We start from the raw sequence: 13,467 nt of genomic DNA, 5'->3' as shown, positions 1-13,467 counted from the left end.
TACACTGAGTAAACCGTGTGGAGAGAAACCACGCGGTTTTTTCATTATTTAGCATAAGAAGTCAAAGGAACTATTCCCATGAGCAAACCCATCGTATTGAGTGGTGTTCAACCATCAGGTGAACTAAGTATCGGTAACTACTTGGGTGCTCTACGTCAATGGCAGCAGATGCAAGATGATTACGATTGCCAATACTGTGTTGTCGACCTTCACGCAATTACGGTTCGCCAAGATCCGAAAGCGTTGCACGAAGCGACTCTAGACGCACTAGCAATTTGTCTTGCAGTTGGTGTTGATCCGCAAAAGAGCACGCTATTTGTTCAGTCACATGTACCAGAGCATGCTCAACTTGGTTGGCTTCTTAACTGTTACACCCAGATGGGTGAACTGGGTCGAATGACTCAGTTTAAAGACAAGTCTGCGCGTTATTCGAAAGACTCATCTAGCCAATTTGGTGATGTGAACGTGGGCTTGTTTGACTACCCAGTGTTGATGGCAGCAGATATCCTTCTCTACGGTGCGCATCAAGTACCAGTAGGTAGTGACCAGAAGCAGCACCTTGAATTAGCACGTGATATCGCTAACCGCTTCAACAACATCTACTCACCAGAGCAGCCAATCTTCCAAGTGCCGGAGCCGTATATTCCAACCGTGAATGCGCGAGTGATGAGCTTGCAAGATGCAACCAAAAAGATGTCTAAGTCGGATGATAACCGTAAGAACGTGATCACTTTGCTTGAAGAGCCTAAGTCAATCATCAAGAAAATTAACAAAGCTCAGACAGATGCTGAAACGCCACCGCGTATTGCTCATGACTGGGATAACAAAGCCGGTATTTCTAACCTAATGGGTCTTTACTCGGCAGCAACAGGTATGAGCTTTGAAGAGATTGAAGCTAAGTACCAAGGCGTTGAGATGTACGGTCCATTTAAGAAAGATGTTGGTGAAGCAATTGTTGCTATGCTTGAGCCTATTCAAGCTGAATACCACCGTATCCGTACAGATCGCGCATACATGGATCAGGTGATGAAGCAGGGTGCTGAGAAAGCGTCTGCACGCGCCGCTGAGACACTGAAGAAAGCATACGAAGCGGTAGGTTTTGTGGCTCGCCCATAGACCTATCTGCTTTCGATAAATATAAAAAACGGACTCATTTGAGTCCGTTTTTTTATATCCAGTTAATGATGCTATTGAGCACCTTCAAAGCCCATTTGTCGCCATGCTTCAAAAGCGATAATGGCGACTGCGTTAGATAAATTGAGGCTGCGAGCATCAGGCATCATTGGGATGCGAATGCGCTGTTCCATTGGCATACTCTCAATCAGCTCTGCTGGCAGGCCGCGGGTTTCTGGGCCAAACAGTAACACGTCACCTCTCTGGAAATGAGTATCAACGTGATGACCAGTTGTTTTTGTCGTACAGGCAAAAATACGGAAGCTTTCGCGCTCTTTTTCTAGGTATTCAACAAACGCTTGATAGTCTTTATGCCGAGTGACACGGGCGAGATCGTGATAATCCAAGCCAGCACGGCGAACTTTTTTCTCTTCTAGGTCAAACCCAAGTGGCTCAATTAAATGCAGGTTAGCGCCGCAGTTGGCACACAGGCGAATAATGTTTCCTGTATTTGGGGCAATTTCAGGCTCATAAAGGGCGATATCGAACATAGCGTTAATTTCTTATCATCTGCTTGGAAACTCAGCAGTATAAGGCGGCTTTAAGAAGCCGCCAAGCCTGAAATCGAGGATTGGGTTATGCGTTTTGTGCTAGAGCCACTGCATAGTTTTCACTGACGGCATCCCAGTTGACGACATTCCACCAAGCATCAATGTATTCAGGGCGACGGTTTTGGTAACTGATGTAGTAAGCATGCTCCCATACATCCAGCGCCAAAATAGGCTCACCTTGAACGCCCGCCACATCCATCAATGGATTGTCTTGATTACTTGTGGAAGTGATGTGCAGCTGACCTTCTTTGACGACTAACCACGCAAAACCAGAACCGAAGGTATTGATGGCCGCATCGGCGAACAGAGCCTTAAATTGCTCAAAACTTCCAAAAGTAGCATTAATCGCTTTTGCCAAGTCGCCTTCAGGTTCGCCGAGTGCACCTGGTGTCATGCAGTGCCAATAAAGAATATGATTGTAGTAACCTCCACCGTTGTTGCGAATGGCTGGAGAGTACTGGGAAATATTGGCAAAGATATCTTTCAGTGAGGCATTTTCCAGTTCGGTACCTTTGACTGCAGCAATAAATTTATCGAAGTATGTTCTGTGATGCTTACTGTAATGGACTTCCATGGTTTTAGCGTCGATATACGGCTCTAGTGAATCGTAAGCGTAAGGCAGGTCAGGGAAAGTGTGAGACATAGTAAATCCTCCATCATTGAAGGATTTACTTTAAATGATAATGAGATCTATTATCAACTATGTTTTTGTAAGGTTATTGCTTTGGTACCAGCGGTAGGTGAATTTCTACTTTCAGGCCACCAAGCTTGCTACGTAAAGCGCGAATGGTACCACTATGCTGGCGGATGGCATTTTCGGTAATGGCTAACCCTAATCCAGTGCCACCGCTGTGACGATCACGTGATGTAGAGACGCGGTAGAAAGGGCGGAAGATGGCTTCAAGCTCTTGCTCCGGCACACCTTCCCCATTGTCATCCACAGAGATAGTGAGCTGGTCTGAATGAACGTCGAGTGATACTTGAATAATATCCTTACCGTAGTAGATAGCGTTACGAACAATATTATCGACAGCGCTCATCAGCAATTTCGGGTTGCCCGAAATCATGCGATCAGGGATGTCATTATAGCTCAGTGACTTTTCCATTTGTTCCGCTTCAAATTGCGCATCGGAAAGAATCGCTTCCCAAAGACTTACAATGGGTTGTTGTTCACGCTCGACGTGACTATCGACTTGCATACGGGATAGCTCCAGCAATTCACCGATCATTTGCTCTAGCCGTTGCGCTTCTGTATCTATGCGAGTGAGTTCTGGGCTTTCTCCCTGTTTTCGTGAGGCAAGGGCTGTGGCCATCCGTAAGCGGGTTAAGGGTGAGCGAAGCTCATGTGAGATATCAGACAGCAAGCGCTGTTGACCTGAAATCATTTGATTTACGGCTTCGACCATCTGGTTAAAACTTTTGCCTGCTTGGCGAAACTCTGAGGTGCCTTTTTCTAATTGTGGATCAACAAAAAACTCTCCTTTTGCTACGCGCTTAGCGGCTCGCTCCAGTTTTCTGGCCGGCTGACTGAGCGCCCAGGCAAGCCACAGGAGCAAAGGGGTACTTACCAGCATTACAGCAAACAGCAACTGGAAGGGTTTATCAAACAATCGAATTAGGAAAGGAGAGGGTTGATTCCATTTGACGCCGATGTACAGCAGAAGATCCTTCTGTGCCAGTGTGATTGGCAATGGTCCTGCCACCATATAGTGCCCATAGAGCCTTTGTTTCGGCTTATCTGGATCTTCGATGCCGGTAATAAAATTTTGTACCGCTTTGAGCTTGAAATCCTTGCGGTCCCGGGTCGTGAGGATATTGCCTTCAAGATCGGTCAGGACAAAGCGAGGACGAGGATCTCGTGGTGATCGCTTGGGGCCTTCTAACTGAAAAATAATACGCCGTAGATCCGTTTCGTCAGCAAAGCTTTGTTCAATCTTCTGCGTAGTGGCCAACAGTTTTTGGTAATGATCAGCAGGGATATCTCTTGATTTACGTGGATCTAGATGAGGTAGAGACAAAACAGCGATCAGCACCAGAAACATGGTGAACCAGAAGATAGCAAAGATGCGCCCGTAGAGGCTGGTGATTTTGGGCAGACGCATTAATCTTCCTCTACCAACAAATAGCCGCGCCCGCGCAAAGTTTTGATACGTGACTTACCATCTTCACGCTCTGGCAGCTTTTTCCTGAGGTTAGAGACATGCATATCAATCGCACGATCAAAAGCAGCGAGTCGTTTCCCCAGAACATCCAAACTGAGAGTCTCTTTGGTTAAGGTTTCTCCAGGATGCTGAACGAAGTGGCTCAATAGGGCAAACTCTGTTGTGGTGAGTTCAAGATACTGCTCCTGGCAATACGCTTCCTGTTTACCCGGATAAATTTTGATGTCTTGATAGTGGATACAGTCGCTGTTTTTCGTGCCGATTTTGGCCTGTGTGCGGCGCAAAATAGCACGAATACGCGCTAGCAGTTCGCGATCACTGAAGGGTTTAGGTAGGTAATCGTCGGCCCCTAACTCTAATCCAATAACCCTATCTATTTCCTCCCCTTTAGCGGTCAGCATTAATACAGGGGTTTCCCAGTGTTCACGTAGGCGTTTAAGGGTTTCCATACCGTTGAGTTTGGGCATCATGACATCGAGCAGTATTAAATCGATGCTGTCATTAACCGCCTCAAGTCCAGCTTCTCCGTCGTTAGCCTCAGATACACTATAACCTTCGAACGTCAGCACCTCTTTGAGTAAGCTGGTTAGCTCGGTGTCATCATCAATTAATAGGATATTTGCCATGGAATGCATCTCTTCAATATTACCCGTTACACTAATACTACTGATTATTCGTCAAGAGCTTTAGCCAAAAATTTGCTCTTTACGATTCTTTACGCTCTCTAGACGCCACTTTACGTTGCAGTTCGTATTCTACACTCAAGCGCTGTCAAGGCAGCTTGATTCCTCACTCTGGATACGAAAGGTACGATTATGAAAACGGCAAAGAAATTGATATTAGCGGCGGTGATTCTTCCTTTGACTCTGGGCACGGCAAGTGCATTCGCTTTTGGTGGCAAAGATCATAAAAAAGGCCACCACGGTGAGTTTGGTTTTGATCGTGGCATTATGCGTCAGCTTGATTTAACGGACGCGCAGAAAGAACAGATGAAAGTGCTGCGTGAAACGTCTAAAACCGAAATGAAAGCAGAATTTAAACAAAACTTTGAAACTCGACATGCTGAAATGCAAGCCAATAAAGAAAAACTTCAAGCTCTGGTACTCGCGGATACGTTCGATAAAGTGGCTGCGAATGAGTTAGCCAAACAAATGATTGAGCAGCAGACTGCACGTAAAGTAAAAATGCTGGAAAAACAACATCAGATGTTGAGTATCCTGACGCCAGAGCAGAAAACCAAATATGTTGAACTGCAAAAAGAGCGTGCTGAGAAGCGCTTCAATAAGATGCAAGAGCGCTTAAGCGATAGTTAAAAAGATGTGGTTTATTAAGGCGGCCGATTGGCCGCCTTTTTTGTATCATTTTTATTCAATAATTTGCGAGTTATACTTAAGGTAATGTTTTTCAAACGCTTTACTCTATGAAACACGAATATGCACGTTTAGTAACACTGGCTGCTTGGACAGCGACGATTGTTGCAACGTTACTGCTGATGGTTAAGTTGGCAGCGTGGTGGGTGACGGGCTCAGTCAGTTTACTCGCCTCATTGATTGACTCTATGCTCGATATTGCCGCCTCTCTGGTCAACCTTTTTGTCGTCAGATATTCACTGCAACCCGCTGACAGAGAGCATACCTTTGGTCATGGTAAAGCTGAGTCCTTGGCGGCGTTGGCTCAGGCGATGTTTATTTCTGGCTCTGCGGTCTTCTTGATCCTCAATGGTGTAGAGCGCTTTTTCCGCCCTCATGAACTGCAATCTCCCGAATATGGGGTATACGTGAGTCTATTTGCCATTGTGATTACTTTTGCTCTTGTTCAGTTCCAAAAATACGTCGTTAAACAAACGGGCAGTCAGGCCATTGCTGCGGACTCTTTGCACTATCAATCTGATTTATACATGAATGCTGCGATTATGTTAGCGCTGGGCTTAAGTTGGTTTGGCATTACTCAAGCGGATGCGGTGTTTGCTGTCGGGATTGGTTTATACATTTTATATAGTGCTGTGCAGATGGTACGAGAAGCGATTCAGACTCTGCTGGATCGTAAGTTGCCGGATGAAGAGTTGGAAGAAATCAAGGCGTGCTGCTTATCAGTCGATGGAGTTTTAGGGGTGCACCAATTACGAACACGTATGTCGGGCCCAACGCGTTTTATTCAGTTACACCTTGAGCTTGAAGATCAGATCCCGCTGCTTGAAGCGCATCGCATTTCTGACTCAGTAGAAAATCGGTTATTGGGACGCTTCCCGCATGCCGATGTATTGATCCACCAAGACCCGTATTCGGTTGTTTTTGGGCCGGAGAAAGAGCAAAAAGCCCAAGATTGGTAGCAGCGGATGGTAAGCCACAGGTCTGAAGCGACAAAATGTGCCTTATTGACTATCTTTTCATCGAGGGCACAATCCGTTGGTATTCTGATGTGTATCAAATCAGAAAAAGAGTAAAACTGTAATACTCTTACATAAGTAGAAAAGTTACATAATTTAGTTTAAATAACAGTAGTATTCCTTGTGCGTCAAGGTAACATACTGCACAGCTATAAGAATCTTGTCAGTAATTCGGTTGTAAATTGCTGACGTAAAAATTGAAATAAGATTCCCAAAAAATCGAGGGTGAGCATGATTAAGAAGATCGGTGTTTTGACAAGTGGCGGTGACGCACCAGGTATGAACGCAGCCGTTCGCGGTGTGGTACGTACAGCGCTATCGGAAGGTTTAGAAGTGTACGGCGTTTACGACGGATACTTAGGCCTTTATGAAGACCGTATCGAGAAGCTTGATCGTTCAAGCGTATCTGATGTGATCAACAAAGGTGGCACTTTCTTAGGTTCAGCACGTTTTCCTGAATTCAAAGAAGTGGCTGTTCGTGAGAAGGCGATTGAGAACCTTAAGAAGCACGGCATCGAAGCATTGGTTGTGGTCGGTGGTGACGGTTCTTACATGGGTGCAAAGAAGTTAACCGAAATGGGTTACCCATGTGTTGGTCTGCCAGGGACTATTGATAACGACATTGCAGGTACTGATTACACGATCGGCTATTTGACGGCTTTGAACACAGTAATCGATGCTATTGACCGTTTGCGTGATACTTCTTCTTCTCACCAGCGTATTTCAATTGTTGAAATCATGGGACGCCACTGTGGTGACTTAACTCTGATGTCGGCGATTGCTGGTGGCTGTGAGTACATCATTACTCCTGAAACAGGCTTGGATAAAGAGAAACTGATTAACAACATTCAGGATGGCATCAAGAAAGGTAAGAAGCATGCGATTATTGCCCTTACTGAGCTAATGATGGACGCTAACGAGCTGGCGAAAGAGATTGAAACGGCCACTGGTCGTGAAACTCGTGCTACTGTTCTTGGCCACATTCAACGCGGTGGTCGACCAACGGCATTTGACCGCGTTCTCGCTTCTCGCATGGGTAACTACGCGGTCCACCTTCTTATGGATGGTCATGGTGGTCGTTGTGTCGGTATCCAGAAAGAGCAACTGGTTCATCACGACATTATCGACGCGATTGAGAATATGAAACGCCCTGTTCGTGAAGACCTATACAAAGTGGCTGAAGAGTTATTCTAAGCCGCGATGAATCAAACCAGCCACCCAATCGATGGGTGGCTTTTTTATATCTCGTTTGAGTGCAGTTGGTTATCCATGGCAGAGGCTTTACGCTGTTGTCTCTTTTGGTGGACACCACGCCTCAAAGCTTGAATACGATTTTCCGCCTTATCGACACCCAAAAGAACCATCAGTGCGAGCAAAGTAATGATGACCGATTGGTGCCAGTAACCCAGACCAATCATCATCCCTAATGCTGCGAGTACCCATATCACCGCAGCTGAAGTGACACCATGTATTTTGCCATCTTGTGTCATCATCACCCCTGCACCGAGAAATCCGACTCCAGTAATGATCTGCCCTAGCACCCTAGCTTGATCTAAAGTGTTGGGGGAAAGAGAAACCGCCATAGACATAAATAAGTAAGTTCCAGCGATGATTAAGATGGATGTTCGGATACCAACAGGCTTGCCACGAGTTTGACGTTCAACGCCAATCAAAATACCGTTGATCGCGCAACATAGCAGTGCAGCCCAGCTAAATGGGCCAAGATGCAGTAAAGGGTCGGGTGTTATATTCATAGTGCTCTCCTAAACTGCGGAGTATGCCGAGCATACTTGGTTTAGGCGAACAAAAGATATTTATCTTGAGGATAAAGCGAATTTAACAACCCGTCGTGGTCAAAACAAAGTTAGGCTCCGCGGCTGAAGTGGCTTCACGGTATTGCAGGTAGCAATTTTGCGTGCTTTGGCGTCGGTCTGCGGGCATGTAGAGAATGGTACCATCATTGGGATCGGTATTGCTGAAGTACCAATCAGCACCATCCGCGCCGAAGGTGGCATCTTCAATCGTTGTGTCCAAAAGCTGAGACCAAGCATTAGCATTATCGGCTTTTGGATAGCCATAGCCTATATCGACGCTGTCACCCTCTAGAGTCAAGGTTGCGTTGGAGAGTGCGTTCAGGTTCTGCACAGAGGCAATTCCAATAACTTGTTCATTCGCCCCTTGCATGGCTCCTTTTAGCCCTTGTAAAGCGGATATGCGTGCATTGGATTGCAAATTAAGTAGGCGAGGCAGGGCCGTGACGGCCAGAATACCCAATACCACAATGACGATAACCAGTTCAATTAGAGTGAAACCTTGTTTGCTTTTCATGACTATTTTTATTCTAAATGGAGATCCAGAGGGGTTTTGCTGGCTCGGCCACCGATTTCGCGCGTTAACTTAGGAACCAGATAGCCAGACACTCGCTCAATCACACCCGCCATAATTTGCTTCGCTTGCTGATCTGAAATAAAAAAGTGGGCTGCGCCTTGTACTTTATCTAATACATGAATGTAGTAGGGCAGTACTCCTGCATCAAATAATGCTTCGCTGAGCTCCACCTGTATATCAACGCTGTCATTGACGCCTTTGAGCATCACTCCTTGATTAAGTAGGGTAACACCCGAACGTCGTAGTGTACTTAAGGCATCTCTTAGTTGCTGATTGATTTCATTGGCGTGATTGATGTGAGTAACCATAATCACTTGCAAACGGGTTGCTGCTAACAGCTCGATCAACGTAGGCGTGATTCGATCTGGAATCACAACGGGCAGGCGAGAGTGAATTCTCAACCGTTTAATGTGTGGAATATCCGCGATCTGATCAACCAACCATTGCAGCTCTTCATCCTTTGCCATCAGAGGATCCCCACCTGAAAGAATGATTTCATTCAGTTCAGGGTGCTGGCGTACATAATCTAGGCTCTGCAACCAGACGGATTTACTGCCTTTATTCTCGTTATATGGAAAGTGGCGACGGAAGCAGTATCGACAGTTGATTGCGCAGCCTCCTTTTACGATCATCAAAGCGCGATTGCGGTATTTATGCAGTAATCCGGGAACTTGGTTATCTTGCTCTTCCAAGGGATCGGTTGAGTAGCCGGGGTGTACCTCAAACTCCTCTGAGAGAGGCAAAATCTGACGCAATAAAGGATCCCACGGATTGCCTTTTTCCATTCGGTCAATAAAACTTTGCGGTACTCGCTGGGCGAACAACTTGCGAGCGTCGAAACCACTTCGCCATGGAGAGGGATCGATTTCCAACTGCTCAAGCAGTTTTTCAGGATCAGAGATCCCATTCGCCAGCTGTTTGAGCCAGTTTTGCTCAACAGAATCGACTTTTCGGGTTATGATGTGCGGCATTAAATTTAACTCGAAGAATGGTAAGAGGAAAAAATGGCTACTGTTAGCACGAATGAATTCAAAGGCGGTCTTAAAATTATGCTTGATAATGAGCCTTGTGTCATTCTCGAAAACGAGTATGTAAAACCAGGCAAAGGTCAGGCATTCAACCGTGTTAAAATCCGTAAACTGCTTTCAGGTAAAGTTTTAGAGAAGACATTTAAGTCTGGCGACACAGTTGAAGTGGCAGACGTAATGGATATCGATCTTGACTACCTGTACAACGACGGTGAATTCTACCACTTCATGAACAATGAAACATTCGAACAAATCGCTGCTGACACGAAAGCGGTGGGTGAAAATGCGAAATGGTTGGTTGAAAACGATACTTGTATGCTGACACTATGGAATGGTAACCCAATCGTAGTGACGCCACCAAACTTCGTTGAGTTAGAAGTGACAGAAACCGATCCTGGCCTGAAAGGTGATACTCAAGGAACTGGCGGTAAGCCAGCAACACTGACAACAGGTGCTGTGGTTCGTGTTCCATTGTTCATCGCTATCGGTGAAGTGATCAAGGTAGATACGCGTACTGGTGAGTACGTTGGTCGAGTGAAGTAAGTTTGGTTTACTGAATAATTTGAAAAAGGTCACTTCGGTGGCCTTTTTTGTTTCTGAGCTAACTTTGATGTGCCACAATTCCTGCCATGTACACAGGGACTAAACTGGTAAGCATGAAACAGTCTTTACGTATTTGGCTAGATGCCGCTCGCCCTAAAACGCTACCATTGGCTCTGGTGTCCATTTTAACAGGTAGTGTTCTCGCGTATTCCACCCATCAGTTTTCTTTAATGATTACTATGTTGGCGTTTGTGACAGCAACGTTATTGCAAATCTTGTCCAATTTAGCCAATGACTATGGTGATGCCGTTAAAGGCACCGACAACGACAACCGACTTGGGCCAATGCGCGCCATTCAGTCGGGGGCAGTGACACAGACGGATATGAAGCACGCTATTGTGATTAATATCGTCCTAACCATGCTAGCTGGACTGTCTCTGGTCTTTTATGCGCTCGATAGTTTACAAAGTATTCTGGCTTTTATTGGCTTAGGCGTGCTGGCAATTGTTGCTGCTATCGCGTACACGGTGGGGAATAAACCTTACGGCTATGTAGGACTTGGTGATGTATCGGTATTTATTTTCTTTGGTCTGCTCGGTGTAGCCGGGACTTTCTTCCTTCACACTGGAATTGTCGCGCCTTTGTTAATCTTACCAGCAGTCGGCTGTGGTTTACTTGCTGTTGCCGTTTTGAACATCAACAACATGCGAGACATAGAAAATGACCAAGAGTGCGGTAAGCGTACAGTCGCGGTTCGTCTCGGTCAGAAAAATGCCAAGCATTATCACAGCGCGTTGTTGGTTGGTGCTCTGGTTGCATTTATTGGTTACCTTATCGTTCAGCCTGTACCTGTCTGGTTGAGTTTGCCCTTTTTATTGAGTGTACTGGTGATTTACAAACATGGCCGAGCGGTATGGCAAGCCAAGAAGCCTGCTCAGATAGCCCCTATGATGCCAGTGGTTGTGAAATGCTCTCTGGTGACTAACTTATTGTTTGCGGGTGTGGTTATAGCTCAAACTCTGGTCAGTTAATTGAGCCTTGTCATTGCAATGACTTAATGTGTCTATATACTCGATGGAGATGACGAACCGTATGGGAAGGAACACGATGGAATACAATACATCGGCTTTATGCGACATTTACTCAGAACAAGTGGATGTAGTAGAACCAATGTTTAGCAACTTTGGTGGCAGTGCCTCGTTTGCTGGACAGATCACGACGGTGAAGTGTTTTGAAGACAACGGTCTGATTCGAGAAGTCCTCGAACAGGATGGTTTAGGCCGCATATTACTCATTGATGGTGGTGGCTCATTGCGCCGTGCATTAATTGATGCTGAGCTAGCTTCACTGGCTGAAGAAAATGAGTGGGAGGGCTTAATCGTCTACGGATGTGTACGTGAAGTCGATGAACTGGAAGATATGAGCATCGGAATTCAAGCCCTAGCTTCAATTCCGGCTGGAGCAACTTCCCAAGCAATTGGAGAAGTGGACGTCGCGGTGAACTTTGGCGGAGTCACTTTCTTGCCCGAAGATTATCTATATGCAGACAATACAGGAGTGATTTTGTCGCAAGAGCCACTTGATGTGGACCTAGATACCGAAGACGATGAACTCAACGTAGACGAATAACAAAATCCAAAAACACCGACTGTCCCGTCGGTGTTTTGCTATATAGCTTGAGCTAAATATTGACGCCTAAGCTTAAGAGCATAAAGATACCCCAGAATGCCTCCGAGAATGTTTCCCACTGCGATGCCCGCAAATAGCCCTTCTATGTCATACCAATGACTACCGAGCCAAGCACAAGGTAAGGTAAAGATGAATAGACGCATAAAGCTCCATTGGAATGCTTTGAGCGGCTCATGGAGTGCGTTTAGCCCGGACACCAGCATCATTACGATTCCCTGAAACCCGTAACTGAATGGCACAACTAGCAAATAGTGCCATAGCAGATCACTCACCGCTTGCTCTTGAGAAAACAGTGCTGCCAGTGGGATGCTCAGTGGAACCATCATAATAAAAATACCGAACTGGAATCGCAGTGAGAAACGCATGCTGAGGAATAGCCCGGCAAAACTACGTTGAGGGTTATTTGCGCCAACGTTTTGAGCGATGAATGGGGTTAAGGTTGAGGTTAATGACATCAATACTATGATGAGAATGGACTCCACCCGTTGAGCCGCACCGTAAGCCGCCACTGCAGCGGTGCCATGACGAGAAAGCAACATCATTAGGATAGCGCCTGAGAGTGGATTCATTGCATTCGATAAAGCGGCAGGTGTGCCTATTTTTAAAATTTGCTGCCAATCTACCCCAAGGGTTTTAAAACATGGCCACGCTAGGAGTTTCTCTCTTTTTATCAGTACATATAGGGATCCGATTAACGCGCCAAACCAGCTCATCGCACTGGCAATGGCCGCTCCCTGAATACCTAACTCGGGGAATGGACCATAACCAAAGATGAGTAAGGGGTCGAGCACACCATTAATTAGACCCGCTAGCATCATGATTTTAGCTGGTGTCTTAGTGTCACCTGTGGCTCGAATCGCACTGTTTCCTGCCATGGGTACGACCAAAAGGGGGATGGTCAGATACCAGATATCCATATACTGATGAATTAAAGGTAGTAGGGTTTGCTGTGCACCAAGAAAAAGGAAGAGTGGTTCGATGGTAAACAACCCAAGTGTGGAGGCGAGGGCGACAAGTAACACGGCTAACAATAACCCATGAGAAGAAAATCGTGCCGCGATAATAGACTGACCTTGGCCCAGCAAGCGGCCGATATTGGTCGATAATCCCATTCCTATTCCCATAGTGATACAGTTAACAGCGAATGTGACTGGGAAAGTGTAGCTGATGGCGGCTAGCGCTTCTGTCCCCAAAAGAGAAATAAAGAAGGTATCCACTAAGTTGAACATCAGAATGGCCACCATGCCGAAAGTCATCGGAATGGTCATCTGACGGAGCACGAGAGGGATGGGGCCAGTTAAAAGGCCGTGCTTATCCTGCATTCGGTACAACTACTCTTGGGGCGGAAAAGCGTAGGATACTTGATTGAAGTGTGAGACACAAAAAAGGCCAGCTTACGCTGCAACGTAGTTCACTTAAGAGGAGCTGCGTAGCGATTAACAGGGTATCGGGTCTTTGATATTTTTACCGCCCTAGGCCGATTTGGCTTAGGGCGTTTGTCTATAAAGAGGATAGATAAATCTCCTCGAAGGCTCTTTAAGCGTTTC

At 46.0% G+C, this 13,467-nt stretch carries 15 protein-coding genes; 7 read left to right on the top strand and 8 right to left on the bottom strand.

Features of this window, described 5'->3' with window-relative positions:
* Window positions 1-78 precede the first annotated feature (78 nt).
* Window positions 79-1,116 carry a tryptophan--tRNA ligase gene (gene trpS / locus L1D15_RS21180; RefSeq protein ID WP_239876950.1) on the top strand — a complete coding sequence of 346 codons (1,038 nt, stop codon included), beginning with the start codon at window positions 79-81 and terminating at the stop codon, window positions 1,114-1,116.
* A gap of 71 nt (window positions 1,117-1,187) precedes the next feature.
* Here trpS and trmL read toward each other — a convergent pair whose 3' ends face one another.
* From trmL to L1D15_RS21160, 4 genes are all read right to left on the bottom strand, one after another.
* Complete coding sequence (trmL, locus tag L1D15_RS21175) at window positions 1,188-1,664, bottom strand: tRNA (uridine(34)/cytosine(34)/5-carboxymethylaminomethyluridine(34)-2'-O)-methyltransferase TrmL (RefSeq protein ID WP_239876949.1); 477 nt, start codon at window positions 1,662-1,664, stop codon at window positions 1,188-1,190.
* An 85-nt stretch (window positions 1,665-1,749) separates the two neighbouring features.
* The gene (locus tag L1D15_RS21170) at window positions 1,750-2,367 is read right to left on the bottom strand and encodes a superoxide dismutase (RefSeq protein ID WP_239876948.1); all 618 of its coding nucleotides are present in this window, start codon (window positions 2,365-2,367) and stop codon (window positions 1,750-1,752) included.
* A 73-nt stretch (window positions 2,368-2,440) separates the two neighbouring features.
* Complete coding sequence (cpxA, locus tag L1D15_RS21165; protein WP_239876947.1) at window positions 2,441-3,826, bottom strand: envelope stress sensor histidine kinase CpxA; 1,386 nt, start codon at window positions 3,824-3,826, stop codon at window positions 2,441-2,443.
* Window positions 3,826-4,512: a response regulator gene (locus L1D15_RS21160; RefSeq protein ID WP_239838613.1), complete on the bottom strand. Its 687-nt coding sequence runs from the start codon at window positions 4,510-4,512 to the stop codon at window positions 3,826-3,828. The genes cpxA and L1D15_RS21160 overlap by 1 nt, the downstream gene beginning before the upstream one ends.
* Before the next feature lie 189 nt (window positions 4,513-4,701).
* Between L1D15_RS21160 and L1D15_RS21155 the strand changes: the two genes are divergently transcribed.
* From L1D15_RS21155 to pfkA, 3 genes are all read left to right on the top strand, one after another.
* Entirely contained in the window at window positions 4,702-5,199 is a 498-nt protein-coding gene (locus tag L1D15_RS21155) for a CpxP family protein (protein WP_239876946.1), read from the top strand.
* Window positions 5,200-5,306: 107 nt separating this feature from the next.
* Window positions 5,307-6,215, top strand: a complete 909-nt coding sequence (fieF, locus tag L1D15_RS21150; RefSeq protein WP_239876945.1) for a CDF family cation-efflux transporter FieF — start codon at window positions 5,307-5,309, stop codon at window positions 6,213-6,215.
* 288 nt (window positions 6,216-6,503) lie between these two features.
* Window positions 6,504-7,466 carry a 6-phosphofructokinase gene (gene pfkA / locus L1D15_RS21145; protein WP_239838616.1) on the top strand — a complete coding sequence of 321 codons (963 nt, stop codon included), beginning with the start codon at window positions 6,504-6,506 and terminating at the stop codon, window positions 7,464-7,466.
* A 44-nt stretch (window positions 7,467-7,510) separates the two neighbouring features.
* Here the strand turns inward: pfkA and L1D15_RS21140 are convergent, their stop codons facing one another.
* The 3 genes from L1D15_RS21140 to epmB all read right to left on the bottom strand — a co-directional run bounded on the left by L1D15_RS21140 (window position 7,511) and on the right by epmB (window position 9,631).
* Complete coding sequence (locus tag L1D15_RS21140) at window positions 7,511-8,026, bottom strand: MgtC/SapB family protein (protein WP_239876944.1); 516 nt, start codon at window positions 8,024-8,026, stop codon at window positions 7,511-7,513.
* A gap of 82 nt (window positions 8,027-8,108) precedes the next feature.
* Window positions 8,109-8,600, bottom strand: a complete 492-nt coding sequence (locus tag L1D15_RS21135) for a type II secretion system protein (protein WP_239876943.1) — start codon at window positions 8,598-8,600, stop codon at window positions 8,109-8,111.
* An 8-nt stretch (window positions 8,601-8,608) separates the two neighbouring features.
* Entirely contained in the window at window positions 8,609-9,631 is a 1,023-nt protein-coding gene (gene epmB, locus L1D15_RS21130) for an EF-P beta-lysylation protein EpmB (protein ID WP_239876942.1), read from the bottom strand.
* Window positions 9,632-9,664: 33 nt separating this feature from the next.
* Here epmB and efp point away from each other — a divergent pair, with 33 nt between their 5' ends.
* The 3 genes from efp (at window position 9,665) to rraA (ending at window position 11,860) form a co-directional block, all read left to right on the top strand.
* A complete protein-coding gene (gene efp / locus L1D15_RS21125; protein ID WP_239838620.1) occupies window positions 9,665-10,231 on the top strand; it encodes an elongation factor P in 567 nt (188 codons plus the stop codon).
* A 113-nt stretch (window positions 10,232-10,344) separates the two neighbouring features.
* Window positions 10,345-11,262: a 1,4-dihydroxy-2-naphthoate polyprenyltransferase gene (locus L1D15_RS21120; RefSeq protein WP_239876941.1), complete on the top strand. Its 918-nt coding sequence runs from the start codon at window positions 10,345-10,347 to the stop codon at window positions 11,260-11,262.
* A gap of 76 nt (window positions 11,263-11,338) precedes the next feature.
* Complete coding sequence (gene rraA / locus L1D15_RS21115; RefSeq protein ID WP_239870650.1) at window positions 11,339-11,860, top strand: ribonuclease E activity regulator RraA; 522 nt, start codon at window positions 11,339-11,341, stop codon at window positions 11,858-11,860.
* Between the two features lie 38 nt (window positions 11,861-11,898).
* Here rraA and L1D15_RS21110 read toward each other — a convergent pair whose 3' ends face one another.
* Window positions 11,899-13,242: an MATE family efflux transporter gene (locus tag L1D15_RS21110; RefSeq protein ID WP_239876940.1), complete on the bottom strand. Its 1,344-nt coding sequence runs from the start codon at window positions 13,240-13,242 to the stop codon at window positions 11,899-11,901.
* Between the last annotated feature and the right edge of the window lie 225 nt (window positions 13,243-13,467).

Origin of the sequence: Vibrio sp. Isolate25 (genome assembly GCF_022398025.1) — a bacterium.
Classification (GTDB): domain Bacteria; phylum Pseudomonadota; class Gammaproteobacteria; order Enterobacterales; family Vibrionaceae; genus Vibrio; species Vibrio coralliilyticus_A.
The sequence above is the reverse complement of the archived record's forward strand: the minus strand, read 5'-3'. Positions and strand labels throughout refer to the sequence as shown.